This is a genomic window from Marinovum sp. (assembly GCF_048263515.1).
Taxonomy (GTDB): Bacteria; Pseudomonadota; Alphaproteobacteria; order Rhodobacterales; family Rhodobacteraceae; genus Marinovum.
In genome coordinates, this window is sequence record NZ_JBLXEC010000002.1 from 195746 (window position 1) to 212981 (window position 17236).

The 17236-nt window shown below is 65.9% G+C and carries 16 protein-coding genes; 8 read left to right on the top strand and 8 right to left on the bottom strand.

The window, feature by feature from the left end; genetic code table 11:
- Positions 1 to 11: 11 nt before the first annotated feature.
- Positions 12 to 2141, bottom strand: coding sequence for a methylmalonyl-CoA mutase (gene scpA / locus ACN0SE_RS03365; RefSeq protein WP_417523070.1), 2130 nt, complete (start codon positions 2139 to 2141; stop codon positions 12 to 14).
- A gap of 138 nt (positions 2142 to 2279) precedes the next feature.
- Here scpA and ACN0SE_RS03370 point away from each other — a divergent pair, with 138 nt between their 5' ends.
- Positions 2280 to 2813 (top strand): DUF4174 domain-containing protein, encoded by a 534-nt coding sequence (locus tag ACN0SE_RS03370; RefSeq protein ID WP_417523253.1) that lies wholly within the window; start codon positions 2280 to 2282, stop codon positions 2811 to 2813.
- Positions 2814 to 2876: 63 nt separating this feature from the next.
- Here the strand turns inward: ACN0SE_RS03370 and ACN0SE_RS03375 are convergent, their stop codons facing one another.
- The 6 genes from ACN0SE_RS03375 to ACN0SE_RS03400 form a co-directional block, all read right to left on the bottom strand.
- On the bottom strand, positions 2877 to 4922 hold the full coding sequence (locus ACN0SE_RS03375; RefSeq protein ID WP_417523071.1) for a biotin carboxylase N-terminal domain-containing protein: 2046 nt from the start codon (positions 4920 to 4922) through the stop codon (positions 2877 to 2879).
- Positions 4923 to 5508: 586 nt separating this feature from the next.
- Positions 5509 to 5871: a hypothetical protein gene (locus ACN0SE_RS03380; protein WP_417523072.1), complete on the bottom strand. Its 363-nt coding sequence runs from the start codon at positions 5869 to 5871 to the stop codon at positions 5509 to 5511.
- 66 nt (positions 5872 to 5937) lie between these two features.
- Positions 5938 to 6081 carry a hypothetical protein gene (locus tag ACN0SE_RS03385; RefSeq protein WP_417523073.1) on the bottom strand — a complete coding sequence of 48 codons (144 nt, stop codon included), beginning with the start codon at positions 6079 to 6081 and terminating at the stop codon, positions 5938 to 5940.
- A gap of 214 nt (positions 6082 to 6295) precedes the next feature.
- Complete coding sequence (locus ACN0SE_RS03390; RefSeq protein ID WP_417523074.1) at positions 6296 to 6667, bottom strand: DUF6497 family protein; 372 nt, start codon at positions 6665 to 6667, stop codon at positions 6296 to 6298.
- 116 nt (positions 6668 to 6783) lie between these two features.
- Positions 6784 to 7140, bottom strand: a complete 357-nt coding sequence (locus tag ACN0SE_RS03395; RefSeq protein WP_417523075.1) for a hypothetical protein — start codon at positions 7138 to 7140, stop codon at positions 6784 to 6786.
- Positions 7141 to 7204: 64 nt separating this feature from the next.
- Positions 7205 to 8737, bottom strand: a complete 1533-nt coding sequence (locus tag ACN0SE_RS03400; protein ID WP_417523076.1) for an acyl-CoA carboxylase subunit beta — start codon at positions 8735 to 8737, stop codon at positions 7205 to 7207.
- 233 nt (positions 8738 to 8970) lie between these two features.
- Between ACN0SE_RS03400 and ACN0SE_RS03405 the strand changes: the two genes are divergently transcribed.
- From ACN0SE_RS03405 to ACN0SE_RS03420, 4 genes are all read left to right on the top strand, one after another.
- On the top strand, positions 8971 to 10188 hold the full coding sequence (locus ACN0SE_RS03405; RefSeq protein WP_417523077.1) for a multidrug effflux MFS transporter: 1218 nt from the start codon (positions 8971 to 8973) through the stop codon (positions 10186 to 10188).
- A gap of 81 nt (positions 10189 to 10269) precedes the next feature.
- Positions 10270 to 11676 carry a helix-turn-helix domain-containing protein gene (locus ACN0SE_RS03410; protein ID WP_417523078.1) on the top strand — a complete coding sequence of 469 codons (1407 nt, stop codon included), beginning with the start codon at positions 10270 to 10272 and terminating at the stop codon, positions 11674 to 11676.
- 77 nt (positions 11677 to 11753) lie between these two features.
- The gene (locus ACN0SE_RS03415) at positions 11754 to 12986 is read left to right on the top strand and encodes a putative DNA modification/repair radical SAM protein (protein ID WP_417523079.1); all 1233 of its coding nucleotides are present in this window, start codon (positions 11754 to 11756) and stop codon (positions 12984 to 12986) included.
- Entirely contained in the window at positions 12986 to 14413 is a 1428-nt protein-coding gene (locus ACN0SE_RS03420; RefSeq protein WP_417523080.1) for a UdgX family uracil-DNA binding protein, read from the top strand. Before ACN0SE_RS03415 ends, ACN0SE_RS03420 begins: the two co-directional genes overlap by 1 nt.
- 173 nt (positions 14414 to 14586) lie before the next feature.
- On the opposite strand, the gene ACN0SE_RS03425 is transcribed toward ACN0SE_RS03420, so the two are convergent.
- Entirely contained in the window at positions 14587 to 14826 is a 240-nt protein-coding gene (locus ACN0SE_RS03425; RefSeq protein WP_417523081.1) for a YdcH family protein, read from the bottom strand.
- A gap of 135 nt (positions 14827 to 14961) precedes the next feature.
- Between ACN0SE_RS03425 and ACN0SE_RS03430 the strand changes: the two genes are divergently transcribed.
- The 3 genes from ACN0SE_RS03430 to infA all read left to right on the top strand — a co-directional run bounded on the left by ACN0SE_RS03430 (position 14962) and on the right by infA (position 17225).
- Positions 14962 to 15969 (top strand): endonuclease/exonuclease/phosphatase family protein, encoded by a 1008-nt coding sequence (locus ACN0SE_RS03430; RefSeq protein WP_417523082.1) that lies wholly within the window; start codon positions 14962 to 14964, stop codon positions 15967 to 15969.
- 75 nt (positions 15970 to 16044) lie between these two features.
- Positions 16045 to 16935: a carbon-nitrogen hydrolase family protein gene (locus ACN0SE_RS03435; RefSeq protein WP_417523254.1), complete on the top strand. Its 891-nt coding sequence runs from the start codon at positions 16045 to 16047 to the stop codon at positions 16933 to 16935.
- A 71-nt stretch (positions 16936 to 17006) separates the two neighbouring features.
- Positions 17007 to 17225: a translation initiation factor IF-1 gene (gene infA, locus ACN0SE_RS03440; protein WP_011455993.1), complete on the top strand. Its 219-nt coding sequence runs from the start codon at positions 17007 to 17009 to the stop codon at positions 17223 to 17225.
- Positions 17226 to 17236 lie beyond the last annotated feature (11 nt).

The following is a 17236-nucleotide window of genomic DNA, read 5'->3' on the forward strand; positions in this document are numbered from 1 at the left end:
CCCCGGGCGCCTCAGCCGCGGGCTTCGCGGATCAGCCGCAGGATGTCCTGAGCCGCCGTGGGAATGTTGGTCCCCGGCCCGAAGATCGCCTTCACCCCGGCCTTTTTCAGGAATTCGTAGTCCTGCTGCGGGATGACCCCGCCGCAGATCACGATGATGTCGCCGGCGTCATTGGCCTTGAGCGCCTCGATCAGCTGCGGCGCCAGGGTCTTGTGGCCGGCCGCCTGTGACGAGATGCCCACCACGTGCACATCGTTGTCGACCGCGTCCTGCGCCGCCTCTTCCGGGGTCTGGAACAGCGGGCCGACGTCGACGTCGAAGCCGATGTCGGCGAATGCGGTGGCAATCACCTTGGCGCCGCGGTCATGCCCGTCCTGGCCCATCTTGACCACCAGCATCCGTGGCCGGCGGCCTTCCTCTGCGGCGAAATCCTCGACCGATTTCTGGATCGCGGCAAAGCCTTCGTCGCCCTCGTAGGCCGCGCCATAGACGCCGGCCAGGGTCTTCACCTCGGCGCGGTGCCGTCCGAATACTTTTTCCATTGCCATGCTGATCTCTCCCACGCTGGCTCGGGCCCGGGCGGCTTCGACCGCCGCTTCCAGAAGGTTGCCGCCCTCGCTGGCGCGGCGGCTCAGTTCCGCCAGTGCCGCATCACAGGCGGCCTGATCACGTTCGCCGCGAATGCGTTCGAGCCGGGCAATCTGGCTGTCGCGCACCTTGACGTTGTCGACATCGAGGATGTCGATCGGGTCTTCGCGGTCCTTGCGGTACTTGTTGACGCCGACGATCACCTCGTCGCCCTTGTCGATCATCGCCTGGCGGGTGGCGGCGCTTTCCTCGATGCGCAGCTTGGGCATGCCCGAGGCCACGGCCTTGGTCATGCCGCCCATCTCCTCGACCTCCTCGATCAGCGCCCAAGCCTTCTCGGCCAGTTCCGCCGTCAGGCTTTCGACATAGTACGACCCCGCCAGCGGATCGACCACATTGGTCACGCCGGTCTCTTCCTGCAGGATCAGCTGGGTGTTGCGGGCGATCCGGGCCGAGAAGTCCGTCGGCAGGGCGATCGCCTCGTCCAGCGCGTTGGTGTGCAGCGACTGCGTGCCGCCCAGCACCGCCGACATCGCCTCGTATGCGGTGCGGATGACGTTGTTGTAGGGGTCCTGCTCCTGCAGAGACACGCCCGAGGTCTGACAATGGGTGCGCAGCATCTTGGAGCGGTCGTTCTTGGCGCCGAACTCGGTCATGATGCGGTGCCAGAGCAGGCGCGCGGCGCGCAGCTTGGCGGCTTCCATGAAGAAGTTCATGCCAATGGCAAAGAAGAAAGACAGTCGGCCGGCAAACTTGTCGACATCCATGCCGGCCTCGATCGCGGCGCGCACGTATTCGCGGCCGTCGGCCAGGGTATAGGCCAGCTCCTGCACCAGGTTCGCCCCGGCCTCCTGCATGTGGTAGCCGGAGATCGAGATCGAGTTGAATTTTGGCATCTCGTTCGAGGTGTATTCGATGATGTCCGAGATGATCCGCATCGAGGGTTCCGGCGGATAGATATAGGTGTTGCGGACCATGAACTCCTTGAGGATGTCGTTCTGGATCGTGCCAGACAGCACCGAGCGGTCGTGGCCCTGTTCCTCGCCGGTCACGATAAAGGAAGCGAGGATCGGGATCACCGCGCCGTTCATCGTCATCGAGACCGAGACCTTGTCCAGCGGGATGCCGTCGAACAGGATCTTCATGTCTTCAACGCTGTCGATGGCGACACCCGCCTTGCCGACATCGCCCACCACCCGAGGATGATCGCTGTCATAACCGCGGTGGGTGGCCAGGTCGAAGGCGACGGAGACGCCCTGCTGTCCGGCGGCCAGGTTGCGGCGGTAGAAGGCGTTGGATTCCTCGGCGGTCGAGAACCCGGCGTACTGGCGGATCGTCCAGGGCCGGCCGGCATACATCGTGGCCTTGGGCCCGCGGGTAAAGGGCGCAAAGCCGGGCAGGGACCCCATGTGCGGCAATTCGGCGGTGTCTTCCTCGGTGTAGAGCGGCTGCACCTCGATGCCTTCCAGCGTCTTCCACGTCAGATCCTCGAGCGGTCGGCCGCGCAGCTCCTTTTCCGCCAGCGCCTTCCAGTCGTCCTTTGTCGGGCTCATCAGGTGATCCTTTCCTCTGCGGCAGGGCGGCTCGCGCGCCTGCGAAATCGGTTGCAATGGCGCGGGCTCACGCCATTCTCAGTCGTAATCGGGTGGCAAATGCCTATATGCTGGGTACGAGGAGGACACATGGCCCAGATGTACCGCGTTCTGACGATGATCTTTGCCGCTGCCGCGACCGGTGTCGCGGCGCAGGAACTGGCCGTGGCCCAGGGCTCGCCGGCCCCGGAGGCCGCGCCCGTGGCGGCCGAGGAAGTCCCGCAAGGGACCGAAGAGGCGGCCGCCGCGACCGAGGCCATCGAAGCCGAGCCGGTGATCCAGCCGGCCGGGCTGCACGAGCTCGAGGAATACCTCTGGCTCAAGCGTCCGGTGGTGGTCTTTGCCGACAGCCCCGCCGATCCGCGGTTCCAGCAGCAGATGGACCTGCTGCAGGAGCGGCTCGAGGAGCTGGCCGAGCGTGACGTCGTGGTGCTCACCGATACCGATGCCTCCGTGCTGACCCCCTTGCGCGAAAAGCTGCGGCCGCGCGGCTTCATGCTGGTGCTGATCGGCAAGGACGGCTCGGTGTACCTGCGCAAGCCCTTCCCCTGGTCGGTGCGCGAGATCACCCGCTCGATCGACAAGCTGCCGCTGCGCCAGCAGGAAATCCGCGACCGGCGCAACAGCGGCTGACACTGCCGCCGCGCCGCGCCGCCGGGCGCCCCGCCTATGGCCTCCTGCGCCGCCATGGGGCGATCATTCGAATTCCATGATCACGTCGTCCACCGCAAGGCTGTCGCCGGCGCCGGCGTTGATCTTGGACACCACGCCGGTGCGTTCGGCGCGCAGGATGTTCTCCATCTTCATCGCCTCCACGGTGCAGAGCGCCTGGCCCTCCTGGACCTCCTGACCGACCTCGACATCGACCTTCACGATCAGGCCGGGCATCGGGCAGAGCAGCATCTTCGAGGTGTCCGGCGGCAGTTTCTCGGGCATCAGGGACGCCAGCTCTGCCTGGCGGCGCGAGCGGACATGCACCTTGAGATCGGCCCCGCGCGAGCGGATGCGGAAGCCATGGGTGATCTTGTCGACCTTGAGCACCAGCGGCGCGCCGTCGACCGTCATCTTGGCCAGCGTCTGCCCCGGGGTCCAGGCGCCGTCGACCCGCAGGCTGGCGCCATCCTCGAAGCGCACGGTGGCGCCCGACGGATCGGCGTCGATCTCGAGGTGATAGGTCACCCCCTGCAGCGTCACCGTCGCCTTGTTGTCGACCCGGCGCTCGTGGTTATCCAGCCGCCCCGAAACGCGGGTGCGGCGGATCTCGGCCACGCGGTTCATCGCCGCGGTGCAGGCCGCGATCTCGCGCAGCGCCGTGTCGTCCAGAGTCACACCGTCAAAGCCTTCGGGGTATTCCTCTGCGATGAAGGCGGTGGTCATCTCGCCCGAGACGAACTTGGGATGGTCCATCACCGCCGACAGGAACGGGATGTTGTGACCGATGCCCTCGACCTCGAAACTGTCGAGCGCGACGCGCATCGCTTCGATCGCCGCGCCCCGGGTCGGCGCCCAGGTGCAGAGCTTGGCGATCATCGGGTCGTAGTACATGCTGATCTCGCCGCCCTCGAAGACGCCGGTGTCATTGCGCACAGCGGTGTCACCTGCCGGCGCATCCCCCTGCCATTTGTCGTTCTCCAGTAGCGGGCCGGCGGCCACCTCTACCGGCGGGCGGTAGCGGGTCAGACGGCCGATCGAGGGCAGGAAGTTGCGGTAGGGGTCCTCGGCATAGAGCCGGCTTTCCACCGCCCAGCCGGTGAGTTTGACGTCGTCCTGGGTGATCGACAGCTTCTCGCCGGCGGCGACGCGGATCATCTGCTCGACAAGGTCGACACCGGTGATCAGCTCGGTCACCGGATGTTCCACCTGCAGACGGGTGTTCATCTCGAGGAAGAAGAAGTTCTTGTCGCCGTCGACGATGAATTCCACGGTGCCGGCGCTGGCGTAGTCCACCGCCTTGGCGAGCGCCACCGCCTGTTCGCCCATGGCGCGGCGGGTGGCCTCGTCGAGGAAGGGCGAGGGGGCCTCTTCGATGACCTTCTGGTTGCGGCGCTGGATCGAGCATTCCCGCTCGCCCAGATAGACTGCATTGCCGTGCTGGTCGGCCAGGACCTGGATCTCGATGTGGCGCGGCTGGGTGACGAATTTCTCGATGAAGATACGGTCATCGCCAAAGCTGCTGGCCGCCTCGTTCTTGGACGACTGGAAGCCCTCGCGCGCCTCGGCGTCGTTCCAGGCAATACGCATGCCCTTGCCGCCGCCGCCCGCGCTGGCCTTGATCATCACCGGGTAGCCGATCTCGCCGGAGATCTTCACCGCCTCCTCGGCATCCTCGATCAGCCCCATGTAGCCCGGCACGGTCGAGACATTGGCCTCCTGCGCCAGCTTCTTGGAGGTGATCTTGTCGCCCATTGCCTCGATCGCGCCGACCGGCGGCCCGATGAAGGCCACGCCGGCGGCTTCGAGCGCCTGGGCGAACTTGGGATTCTCGGACAGGAAGCCATAGCCCGGATGCACCGCCTGAGCGCCCGTCTGCTTGATCGCCTCCATGATCTTGTCGATCACGATATAGGACTGGTTGGCCTGCGGCGGGCCTATGTGAACGGCCTCGTCCGCCATCTTGACATGCAGCGCGTGCTTGTCGGCGTCGGAATAGACGGCCACCGTCTTGATGCCCATCTTGCGGGCCGATTTGATGACACGGCAGGCAATCTCGCCACGGTTGGCGATCAGGATCTTGTCGAACATGGGTGGTCCTTCTTGGTCTGGCTGAACACGACAGAACGGCCCCGCGGCGCCTCAGGCGCCGGAGACCGTTTCAAGGTTGTTGAGAGAGGAGACGGCGTTACCGGTGCAAGGGCCCGACCATCGAATGACCCGAGCGCGAGGTGACCTCGGCCGGGCTGCATGCCGACAGTGCGGCCAAAGCCAACATCACTACCATACGCACGCTGATCTGTCTGACTGCTCTCATGTCCTGCCCCTTTTGCCAGAAGCTTGTGGCAGCAGAGGGTAACGTGGTTCCGGTCGCGCGTAACCCTGGGGGAGCGCGAATTCCGGCGCAGTGATGCCGAAGGGGGACAGGCCGTGCGGGGATGCGGGAGCGCTGGCATGCGGGCCGGGGAAAAAGACGCGGGCGGATGCGAAGGGGACACGCAGCGCCGCCCGCAGGTCAAAGGGTAACGGTGATCGATCGGGAACGATTGGCAGCCCGACCACACGGTTATGCCGTTGACTGTGCGGCGGCGGCGATCCGCTGCCAAGGGCAGACAGAGGCCGCCGGGGCGATCGGCAAGGCTCCGCGTGTTTGCGGCGGGAATGCGCAGAAAGATGCTCATCCCCAGGGGCCGTTCTCTTCGAAGGCCTCGGGAAAGGCCTGCCGGGCGGCGGCCTCGTCGAGGATCAGCCGGGCCTCGTAATCCTCGGGGTTGAAGGGATCGTCATAAGGCAGCACCTCGCGGCCGAACAGCCAGCTGAGCCGGCCGGCGTCGAGATTGCCACGCTCGAAGGGCTCGGTGCCGAAATGCTGCCAGAGCGCCGCGATGAACCACAGGTCGGCGCGCCGGTCGGGCGCGCGGCGGTCACGATAGCGCTCGCGCCGGATGATCGGCGTGGCCCCCTTGGGGTTGGGGCGGCGGACGGTGAACTGGAAATCGGTGCCGGGAAGGCGGCCGGGGAAACCGCGATGCTTGATCATGCCGCGCCCTCCCGGAAGGAGGCGGGCAGTGGCAGGACAGGCCCGGGGGCCTGTCCCGGTCGTGTCTTACTTGTACTTGCCGGTGTAGACGGGCTCGACCGAAATCGGCTCCGGATCAACAACGATATATTCCTCTTCCTGCTGCTGCGAACATGCCGCGACAGCTGTGAAGAGGCCAAGGGCTGCGATGAGCTTGAGGCTCTTGGACATATAGTTCTCCTGTCAGTCACAACGGCATGGATCCGCGCATGCAGCGACGGACCATACCGATACAAAGGTAAGGTCACTTGGGTGTAACCCGCCTTAACTTTAGTCGATAACTGCCCGGAAATATATGGCTTTTCCACGTGGTCGAAGGCATGTGGCGCGAAAGCCGCATTCTGCGGCGACATCGGCGAAACCGCCGCAAGATATAGTGTCCGCATCAGAACAGCTCCCAGATGCAGGTGGCTTCCTCGATGGTATAGCTCTCGAAGAACTGTGCCACGTCGGGTGCGATTGTGCCGAAATCGAGCGGCTCGGAACTTATCGAGATGACAATGCGTTCGGCAGGAAGGCCGCGAATGCCAAGCTCGGGCAGGGCAACGGTATTGCAGAGGTGTTCCATGTCGGCGAACACCGCTTCCATGTCCAGCGCGGCATGCGCCAGCGCCGGCGCAACGAATCGCGCCCGGAAGATCGCCAGCGGTGTTTCGGTCTCGTCACGGTATTCCTGCAGGCTGACCTGAAGGCCCGAGGGCACCTCGAGCCAGGCCGGATCGGTCGCGGCGGCGGGCGCCGCGCTGGCCCAGAGCATTGCAATCGCTGGTAAAATCAAGTGGCAGCCCCGCCCCCGTTGCCGGGCTCCTCCCGGCGGGGCTGCGCGGCGTGTGGTTCCCCCTCGCGCCGCAGTAAACTCGATGTGATACAAGGTCATATCAGAACTTTCCCCTTGGTCAACCGGGCGCATCGCTGCCAGCGGGCGCGCAGGTCGGGATCGTGCAGCATTTCGCCGATCAGCGCCTCGGTCCGCGACCTGGGGCAGGGGCCGGCAACGGTGCCACCGGCGGTGACGCTCAGACCCTCGGCGGCCCTTTCGATCCGCACCACCGGCGCAAAGCCGCGCAGGCGCTGCAAGCGGCGCCACATGTCCTGACGGATCATCTGCGCCAGCGGTAGCATCCGCAGCGGCGGGAACGCCGCGCTGGCGGAGACGTCGAACCGCGCCTCGGGCCGCCGCGACAGGGTGAGCCCCGTCGCGTCGCGCCGGATATGCCAGGTCGTGCTCAAGAGAGCGCCTCCTCGGACCCTTGCAGGCCCTCTTCGGATGAAATCTGCCGCGCCGCCGGGGCGATCACAGCGGGATATTGTCGTGCTTCTTCCACGGGTTGCTGAGCTTCTTGTTGCGCAGTGCGGCGAAGGCGCGGCTGACCCGCTTGCGGGTCGAATGCGGCATGATCACCTCGTCGATGAAGCCCCGCTCGGCCGCAACGAAGGGATTGGCGAAGCGATCTTCGTACTCGGCCGTGCGCGCCGCGATCTTCTCCTTGTCGCCCAGCTCCGAGCGATAGAGGATCTCGGTCGCGCCCTTCGCCCCCATCACCGCGATCTCGGCGGTGGGCCAGGCATAGTTCATGTCGCCGCGCAGGTGCTTGGAGGCCATCACGTCATAGGCGCCGCCATAGGCCTTGCGGGTGATCACCGTGACCTTGGGCACCGTCGCCTCGCCATAGGCAAACAGCAGCTTGGCGCCGTGCTTGATGACACCGCCGTATTCCTGCGTGGTGCCGGGCAGGAAGCCGGGCACGTCGACGAAGGTCAGGATCGGGATCTCGAAAGCATCGCAGAACCGGACGAATCGCGCCGCCTTGCGCGAGCTGTCGATGTCGAGACAACCGGCCAGCACCATCGGCTGGTTGGCGACGACGCCCACGGTCTGGCCTTCGAGGCGGATGAAGCCGGTGATGATGTTTTTGGCGAAATCTTCCTGGATCTCGTAGAAATCACCTTCGTCCGCGACCTTCAGGATCAGCTCCTTCATGTCGTAGGGCGTGTTGGCGTTTTCCGGGATCAGCGTGTCGAGGCTGTCCTCGAGCCGGTTCACATCGTCGAAGAACGGCCGGACGGGCGGCTTCTCGCGGTTGTTGAGCGGCAGGAAGTCGACCAGGCGGCGGACCTCGGCCAGGGCCTCGACATCATTCTCGAAGGCGCCGTCGGCGACCGAGCTCTTCCTGGTGTGGGTCGAAGCGCCGCCCAGTTCCTCGGCGGTGACCTGTTCGTTGGTCACGGTCTTCACCACGTCGGGGCCGGTGACGAACATGTACGAGCTGTCCTTCACCATGAAGATGAAATCGGTCATCGCCGGGGAATAGACCGCGCCACCGGCGCAGGGGCCCATGATCACACTGATCTGCGGCACCACGCCAGAGGCCATGATGTTGCGCTGGAAGATCTCGGCATAGCCGGCCAGCGCGTCGACACCTTCCTGGATGCGGGCACCGCCGGAGTCGTTCAACCCGATCACCGGCGCGCCGTTGCGGATCGCCATGTCCATGATCTTGCAGATTTTCTGCGCATGGGTGGCGCTGACCGAGCCGCCAAGCACGGTGAAATCCTGGCTGAAGACATAGACCATGCGGCCGTTGATCGTGCCCCAGCCAGTGACCACGCCGTCGCCGGCGGGGCGGTTGTCTTCCATGCCGAAATCGGTGCAGCGGTGGGTGACGAAGGTGTCGTATTCCTCGAAACTGTCTTCATCGAGCAAGAGCTCGATCCGCTCGCGCGCGGTCAGCTTGCCCTTGGCGTGCTGTGCGTCGATGCGCTTTTGTCCGCCTCCCATGCGGGCATCGTGGCGGCGGTCTTCGAGTTCCTGAAGGATTGCGGTCATCATCGGCCCCTTGACTGTTTCCGCGAGACCATACTGCGATGCAGCGACGAGGCAAGGTAAAGGTGGAATATTTGCAAATAAGCTTGCAAAGGAATCGGAATATTTGCAAACTCAATTCCGCGTTCCTGTCGGGTCACCTTCGCAAAAATGCACAGGTCATTGTGCGCTGTTCCGGGCCTGTTTGCGGGGGCGGGATAATGGACATGGTGACGCGCCGGGCGTAGGTGTCTGACATGCCAGATATTCCCGCGGTCAGATTTCTTGACCGGAGCACCCCGCCGCATGTCCTGACGTTGATCCTGCTCGCCGGTCTGGCGGCGCTGGCGATGAACATCTTTCTGCCCTCGCTGCCGGGGATGACCGCCTATTTCGAGACCGACTACCGGCTGATGCAGCTGTCTGTTGCGATCTACCTCGGGGTCAACGCCTGTCTGCAGCTCGTGGTGGGGCCGATGTCGGACTACATGGGCCGGCGGCCGGTGATCCTGGGCGGGCTGATGATCTACCTGGTGGCGACGCTGGGCTGCATTCTGGCGCCCAATGTCACGATCTTCCTGATCTGCCGCATGGCGCAGGCCTCGGTGGTGGTGGCCATGGTGCTGAGCCGCGCCGTGGTGCGCGATATCGTGCCGCAGGACCAGGCGGCCTCGATGATCGGCTATGTCACCATGGGCATGGCGGTGGTGCCGATGATCGGCCCGATGGTCGGCGGTGTGCTGGACGAGATCTGGGGCTGGAAGGCGTCATTCTGGCTGTTGTTCGTGGCCGGCGTGGCGACGTTCTGGCTGGCCTGGCGGGACCTGGGCGAGACCAAGATGCGCTCTGGCCAGACCCTGCTGCGGCAGTTCCAGGACTACCCCGAGCTGCTGCGCGCGCCGCGGTTCTGGGGCTATGCGCTGGCGGCGGGCTTCTCCTCGGGCGCGTTCTTTGCCTATCTCGGCGGCGCGCCTTTCGTGGGGACAGAGGTCTTCAACCTCGATCCGGCGGTGCTGGGCCTGATGTTCGGCGCACCAGCGGTGGGTTATTTCATCGGCAACGGCCTGTCTGGTCGGTATTCGGCCAAGGTCGGGGTCAACCGTATGGTGCTCTGGGGCTGCTGGATCAACACTCTGGGCGTCGTGCTGTCGATGCTGGTCTTTGCCGCGGGCTACGGCTCGGCGTTGAGCTTTTTCGGCTTCATGACCTTCGTGGGCCTCGGCAACGGCATGACCATCCCCAACGCCACCGCCGGAACGCTCTCGGTCAGGCCGCATCTCGCCGGCACTGCCAGCGGCCTTGGCGGGGCGATCATGATCGGTGGCGGGGCGGGGCTCTCGGCGCTGGCGGGTATCCTGCTGCAGCCGGGGCGGGGCGCCTGGCCGCTGCTCTGGCTGATGGTGGCGACCGGCCTGCTGGGCATCACCGCGATCACCCTGGTGATCCGGCGCGAGCGGAAGCTGGGCCTGGCCTGAGGCGGTGCGCCTCGGCGCATCTTGCCCCGAAGGATTTGCAAAGCTAGCCTGCGCCCGAAGCAAACCCGCAAAGGCACCTCCATGGCCACCCAGAAACTTTATGCCGGCGCCAAGCTGCGCGAAACGCGCACTCGGCTGGGGCTGACCCAGAAGGATTTCGCCGGCAAGCTCGGCGTCTCGCTGCCCTATCTCAACCAGATGGAAAACAACAACCGGCCGGTCAGCACCACCGTGGTGCTGGCGCTGGCGCAGGAGTTCGGCTTTGACGTGACCGAGTTGAGCTCGGGCGACGCCGAGCGGCTGGTGTCGGACATGCGCGAGGCGCTGGCCGATCCGGTGTTCAACCAGGACGAGGCCGGGGCGCCGCCCCTGGCCGACCTGCGGCTCACCGCGTCCAACGCGCCGGCGCTGGCGCGCGCCTTTCTCGAGCTGCACCGCGCCTATCGGCAGACCCACGAGCGGCTCGCCTCGCTCGATGCGGCGCTGGGGCACGAAGGCGGCGGGCTGCAGCTGTCACCCTGGGAAGAGGTGCGCGACTTCTTCCATTACTGCGACAACTACATCGACGCGGTCGACCGCGCCGCCGAGAATTTCGCCGCCACCGCGCGGCGCGGCGACGTGCCCGCCGCCGCCGAAGCCTGGCTGAACGGGCAGGGGATCACCCTGCGGATCGCCGCCACCGACACGCTGCGGCAATACGATCGCACCACCGGCACCGTCACCCTGTCGGACCGTGCCGCGCCGGAGACGCGCAATTTCCAGCTGCTGTTGCAGATGGCGCTGTTGCAGCAGGACAAGCTGCTGCAGGCGACGCTCGATCTGGCGCGGTTCCAGTCCGACACCGCCCGCGCCATCGCCCATATCGGGCTGGCCAACTACTTCGCCGGGGCGGCGCTGATGCCCTACGGCCCCTTCCTTGCCGCCGCGCGCGAGACGCGCCATGACCTCGAACGGCTTGCCACCCGCTTTGGCGCCTCGATCGAGCAGGTGGCGCACCGGCTCTCGACCCTGCAGCGGCCGGGGGCCAAGGGTGTGCCGTTCTTCTTTGTCCGCGTCGATCAGGCCGGGACGATCACCAAGCGCCACTCGGCCACCCGTCTGCAATTCGCCCGTTTCGGCGGCGCCTGTCCGCTGTGGAACGTGCACCGCGCCTTTGAAACGCCGGGCCGCTTCCTGCGGCAGCTGGCCGAGACGCCGGACGGGGTGCGCTATATCTCCATCGCGCGGGACATCTCGAAAAGCGGCGGGCGCTACGGCGCGCCGGTCCGGCGCTATGCCATGTCGCTGGGCTGCGAGGTCGAGCATGCCGGGCAGCTGGTCTACGCCGATGGGCTCGACGTTACGCAGGATGCGATTTTTGAACCGATCGGCATCTCCTGCCGTATCTGTGAGCGAACCCATTGCCACCAGCGCGCCATCCCGCCGCTCGAGCAGAAGCTGCACATCCAGCCCGACAGCCGCGATGTGCTGCCCTACGAGATCGAATGACCCGCGAGGGGCGGATGACAGGGATGTGAGCCACGGGCATGTTGCGGTTCACGTCTTGAGAACATATTGTGAACATCATGCCCAAAAGAACCTTGCAAGAAAAGCTCGCGATTCTCTCTGACGCGGCCAAGTACGACGCCTCCTGCGCCTCGAGCGGCGGGGAGAAGCGGGATTCGCGCGACGGCATCGGCATCGGCTCGACCACTGGGTCGGGCATCTGCCACGCCTACGCGCCGGACGGACGGTGCATCAGCCTGCTCAAGATCCTGATGACCAACTTCTGCATCTATGATTGCGCCTATTGCATCAACCGGGTGTCATCGAATGTCGAGCGGGCGAGGTTCAGCCCGGAAGAGGTGATCGAGCTGACGCTGGAGTTCTATCGCCGCAATTACATTGAAGGGCTGTTCCTGTCGTCGGGCATCATCCGCTCGCCGGATGACACCATGGCCGACATGGTGCGCATCGTGAAGACGCTGCGCGAAGAGCACGGCTTTCGCGGCTACATTCACCTGAAAACCATTCCCGACGCCGCGCCGCATCTGATCGAAGAGGCCGGGCGCCATGCCGACCGGTTGTCGATCAATGTCGAACTGCCGACCGATGCGGCGGTCAAGGATTACGCCCCCGAGAAGAACCCCGACCAGATCCGCAAGGCGATGGCCGATGTGCGGGTGCTGCGTGAGGCCGGTCGGGAAAAGACCTACCGCGGCAGAAGGGCGACGAAGTTTGCCCCCGCCGGACAGTCGACGCAGATGATCGTCGGCGCTGACGGGGCGAGTGACGCCACTATCCTCAAGACCTCGACGCGGCTTTATTCCAGCTATCGGCTGGGCCGGGTCTATTACTCGGCCTTCTCGCCGATCCCTGACGCCTCGGCCACGCTGCCGCTGATCCAGCCGCCGTTGATGCGCGAACATCGGCTCTATCAGGCGGATTGGCTGATGCGGTTCTACGGCTTCGACGCCGCCGAGATCACCTCGGCGCGGGCGGATGGCAACCTCGATCTGGCGATCGACCCCAAGCTCGCCTGGGCGCTGGAGCATCGCGAACTTTTCCCGGTCGACGTCAACCGCGCGAGCAAGGAGGTGCTGCTACGGGTCCCGGGCTTTGGCACCAAGACGGTGGGGCGCATCCTTGCCTCGCGCCGGCATCGCTCGGTCCGCTGGGAGGATCTGCAGAGGATGGGCGCCAACCTGAAATCGGCGCGCAGCTTCATCACCCTGCCGGGCTGGCGGGCCAAGGACCTTGATGCCGCCGACCTGCGCGCGCGCTTTGCGCCGCCGCCGGAACAGCTCGCGCTGTTCTGATGCAGCGAGTGACCCTGCCCGAGGTCGGCACTTTCGATGCCTGGCGCGAGGCCGCGCGCGGCGCGCTGGCCGCTGACATGCCGCCGGAAGAGATCGTCTGGCAGCGCGGCCAGAGCGGTGCCGATCTCTTTGGCGAGGAGGCACCGGTGCCGCCGGCGCCAGAGGGCGCGCGGTTCACCGTGCCGAAGAGCTTTCTGCAGACCGTGCGTCTGGCGCTCTGGCACCGCGATCCCGAGCGTTTTGCCCGCGCCTATGCCATGCTCTGGGCGCTGCAGGCGCAGCCGCGGCTGTTCGAGGATCGCGGCGATGCCCGTGTCGCCAAGCTCAACGCGCTGGCCAAGGAGGTCGGCCGCGACAAGCACAAGATGACCGCCTTCGTGCGCTTCCGCGACATCGGCGCGTCCGGCGACGCCCGCCGCCGCTTTGCCGCCTGGTTCGAGCCCTCGCATTACATCATGGAGCCCACGGCGCCATTCTTTGCCAAGCGCTTCGGCGACATGGACTGGACCATCGTGACGCCCGATCTCACCGCGCAGTTCGAGGCCGGCAAGCTGAGCTTTGCCCCCGGTCAGGCCAAGCCGCCGCTGCCCGAGGATGCCACCGAAGAGCTTTGGGGCACGTATTTTCGCAATATCTTCAATCCGGCGCGGGTGAAGCTGAAGGCGATGCAGGCGGAGATGCCAAAGAAATACTGGAAGAACATGCCCGAGGCCGCGCATATCCCCGGGATGATTGCCGGCGCGCGGGCACGGGCGGCCGAGATGCAGGCCGCAGCCCCCAGCCTGCCGCCGCTGCGCGCCGAGCGGATCACCGCGCGCTTTGCCGAGACCCGCGCCGAGATGCCGGGCGAGGGCAAGATGGCCGAGGCGCTGGCCGGCTGCCGCCGCTGCCCGCTGTGGGAAAATGCGACCCAGGCTGTGCCGGGTGAGGGGCCGCTCGATGCGCAGCTGATGTTCGTGGGCGAGCAGCCCGGCGACCGCGAGGACCTCGAAGGCCGGCCTTTTGTCGGGCCGGCAGGGCAGGTGTTCGACCGGGTGCTGCAGGAGGTCGGGATCGCGCGCGACGAGGTCTATGTGACCAACGCCGTCAAGCACTTCAAATTCCGCCCGCAGGGCAAGCGCCGCCTGCACCAGGCGCCCAACAATCACGAGATCGACCACTGCCGCTGGTGGCTCGATCTCGAGCGTGAGCGGGTGCGCCCCAAGCTGACGGTGGCGCTGGGCGCCAGCGCGCTGCGCGGGCTGACCGGCAATGGCACCGGGCTGCTGAAGCGACGCGGCAAGCTGGAAATGGCGGGGGAGCAGGCGGTCTTTGTCACCGTGCACCCCAGCTATCTGCTGCGCCTGCGCGACCCGCAGCAGCGGGCCGACGAAGAGGCCGCGTTCCGCGCCGACCTGGCCGAGGTGGCGCGGCTGGTGGCGGCCTGAGGTGGCTCAGGCCGGCTCGGCGGTCTCGATCAAGAGGATGCCGCCTGATGCTTCGTGGCTGAAAAAACGGTCGATGGCCCGTAGAAGCATCGAATCCTCCCGATATCCTGATGATTTCGTTCGGATATGCGCTGCGGCGCGGAATTTTCAACCGTGCATCCGGTCGCAGGGGCCTATGGCGCGCAGAGAATGTCGTAAATCTGGTCCTTGAGCGCGGCCCGCTGGCGACGCATCTCGGTCTCGAGGCTCTCGGTCACCGGTTCGACGTTGGTTTCGGCGCGGTGCACCGCGCGATTGATGGCGTGATAGCTCTCGGCCAGCCGGGCAAAGTGACTGTCGCTGGTTTTGAGGTCGTGGATCCGGGCGGCGTATTCCAGGAAATCCTCGGTCAGCTCGTGCGGGGTGTGGCTCATGAGGGGCTCCTTTGCAGTGTAGGTCTCGCCACCGTAGCGGGCCGGCCGCGCGCCGCCTTGATCGGGATCAAACCGGCGCGGGTTGCGGCGGCGCGCGAGGCTGCCATTATGCGCCGGGGCAGCCGGAGGCGCGGAATGCGGATTGCGACCTACAACGTGGAATGGTTCGACGCGCTCTTCGATGATGCCGGGCAGTTGCTGGCGGACGACGCGCCCTCGGCCCGTCACGGGGTCACGCGGCGCGACCAGGCCGAGGCGCTGGGCGTGGTCTTCACCGCCATGGACGCCGATGCGGTCATGGTGATCGAGGCGCCCGACAGCCATCGCGGCCGCGACGGGGCGCGCGCGCTCGAGACCTTTGCCGCGACCTTCGGGCTGCGGGCGCGCAAGGCGGTGATCGGGTTTACCAACACCACCCAGCAGGAGATCGCGCTGCTCTATGACCCGGACGTGCTGAGCGCGCGGCACGACCCCGGCGAAAGCGCCCTGGCGCCGCGCTTCGACGGCATCTTCGAGATCGACCTCGATTTCGACGCCCATCGCGACCGGGTGCAGTTTTCCAAGCCGCCGCTGGAACTGGCGATGGAGACCCGAAGCGGCACGCGGTTCCGGATGATCGGTGCGCATCTGAAATCCAAGGCGCCGCATGGCGCGGTAACCCGCGACCAGATCATGCGGCTGTCGATCGCCAACCGCCGCAAGCAGCTGGCCCAGGCGATCTGGCTGCGGCTGCGGGTGGCGGAACATCTGAAGGCGGGCGAGAGCCTGATGGTGCTGGGTGATCTCAACGACGGGCCGGGGCTCGACGAATACGAGGAGCTCTTCGGGCGCTCCTCGGTCGAGATCGTGCGCGGTGAGGGGCGCGACGGGCCAAGGCTCTATGACCCCAACGCCAGCATCGCCCTGCAGCGGCGGCTAGGGGCGCAGCCGACCTCGGCGCGGTTTTACATCGCGCCGCAGGATCGCTACCTTCAGGCGCTGCTGGACTACATCTTTGTCTCGCCGGACCTCTGCGCCAAGCGGCCGGAATGGCGGATCTGGCATCCGTTCAACGATCCGGCCTGCTGGCGAACGCCGGAATTGCGCGAGGCCCTTGTGGTGGGGTCCGACCATTTTCCGGTGACGCTGGATGTGGAGATCTGAATTTGGGGGCGCTGCCCCCGTCGCCTTTGGCGACTCCCCCGAGGGTATTTTGGGCAAGAGGAAGAGTGGACGATGGTGAAGATTGCAACGGCGGCCTATCCGATGGCGGTGTTGGAGAGCTGGGCGGCCTATGAGGACAAGATCGCCTCATGGGTGGAAGAGGCCGCGGGGCAGGGGGCCGAGCTGCTGCTGTTTCCGGAATATGGCGCGATGGAACTGGCGACGCTGGCGGGGCTGGAGGTGGCGGGGGACCTCGAGCGGTCCTTGCATGCGGTGTCGGAGCGGTTGGGCGAGGCGGATGCATTGCATGCGCGCTTGGCGGCAGAGCAAGGGGTGCATATCTGCGCCGCCTCGGCGCCGGTCTTTGCCGGCGGGGTGCGGCCGGTGAACCGGGCGCGGCTCTTTGCCCCCTCGGGCAACATGGTGCACCAGGACAAGCAGATCATGACCCGCTTCGAGCGCGATCCCTGGGGCGTGGTGGGCGGCGATCCGCTGTGTCTGATCGAGACGGACCTGGGGCGGATCGGCATATTGATCTGTTATGACAGCGAATTTCCCCTGCTGGGGCGGGCGCTGTCAGAGGCGGACATCCTGCTGGTGCCCTCCTGCACCGAGGCGCTGGCGGGCTATTGGCGGGTGCGGATCGGCGCGATGGCGCGGGCGCTCGAGGCGCAATGCGTGGCGGTGATGTCGAGCACCGTTGGCGCGGCACCCTGGTCCGAGGCGGTGGACACCAACACCGGGGCGGGCGGTGTCTTTGGCCCGCCGGACCTGGGCTTTCCGCCGACCGGCGTGCTGGCCGAGGGCAAGCTGAACGCGCCGGGCTGGACCTATGCCGAGGTGCCGCATGGGGCCGTGGCCCGGGTGCGCCGCGAGGGGGTGGTGGCCAACCGCGCCCACTGGGCTGAACAGCCCCGCGACACTGCGTCAGTCATATTGCGTGATCTTCGTGCACATACCTCTTGAAAAACGTGCCGCAAGCGATCATTTAAAGCGCGCCCGGCCTTTGTGCCCGGGAGTGTAACAAAGGAGAGACCATGGCCAAGGAAGAGATGCTCGAATTTCCCGGTGTCGTGAAGGAACTCCTGCCGAATGCGACGTTTCGGGTCGAGCTGGAAAACGGCCATGAGATCATCGCGCACACGGCAGGCAAGATGCGCAAGAACCGCATCCGCGTTCTGGCTGGCGACAAGGTTCAGGTGGAAATGACACCTTACGATCTGACCAAGGGTCGGATCAACTACCGCTTCAAGTAACCGGGGTTCCA

Coding starts and splice junctions, on each gene's coding strand:
- scpA (WP_417523070.1), bottom strand. CDS start 2,141: ATGAGCCCGACAAAGGACGACTGGAAGGCGCTGGCGGAAAAGGAGCTG.
- ACN0SE_RS03370 (WP_417523253.1), top strand. CDS start 2,280: ATGTACCGCGTTCTGACGATGATCTTTGCCGCTGCCGCGACCGGTGTC.
- ACN0SE_RS03375 (WP_417523071.1), bottom strand. CDS start 4,922: ATGTTCGACAAGATCCTGATCGCCAACCGTGGCGAGATTGCCTGCCGT.
- ACN0SE_RS03380 (WP_417523072.1), bottom strand. CDS start 5,871: ATGATCAAGCATCGCGGTTTCCCCGGCCGCCTTCCCGGCACCGATTTC.
- ACN0SE_RS03385 (WP_417523073.1), bottom strand. CDS start 6,081: ATGTCCAAGAGCCTCAAGCTCATCGCAGCCCTTGGCCTCTTCACAGCT.
- ACN0SE_RS03390 (WP_417523074.1), bottom strand. CDS start 6,667: ATGCTCTGGGCCAGCGCGGCGCCCGCCGCCGCGACCGATCCGGCCTGG.
- ACN0SE_RS03400 (WP_417523076.1), bottom strand. CDS start 8,737: ATGACCGCAATCCTTCAGGAACTCGAAGACCGCCGCCACGATGCCCGC.
- ACN0SE_RS03405 (WP_417523077.1), top strand. CDS start 8,971: ATGCCAGATATTCCCGCGGTCAGATTTCTTGACCGGAGCACCCCGCCG.
- ACN0SE_RS03410 (WP_417523078.1), top strand. CDS start 10,270: ATGGCCACCCAGAAACTTTATGCCGGCGCCAAGCTGCGCGAAACGCGC.
- ACN0SE_RS03415 (WP_417523079.1), top strand. CDS start 11,754: ATGCCCAAAAGAACCTTGCAAGAAAAGCTCGCGATTCTCTCTGACGCG.
- ACN0SE_RS03420 (WP_417523080.1), top strand. CDS start 12,986: ATGCAGCGAGTGACCCTGCCCGAGGTCGGCACTTTCGATGCCTGGCGC.
- ACN0SE_RS03425 (WP_417523081.1), bottom strand. CDS start 14,826: ATGAGCCACACCCCGCACGAGCTGACCGAGGATTTCCTGGAATACGCC.
- ACN0SE_RS03430 (WP_417523082.1), top strand. CDS start 14,962: ATGCGGATTGCGACCTACAACGTGGAATGGTTCGACGCGCTCTTCGAT.
- infA (WP_011455993.1), top strand. CDS start 17,007: ATGGCCAAGGAAGAGATGCTCGAATTTCCCGGTGTCGTGAAGGAACTC.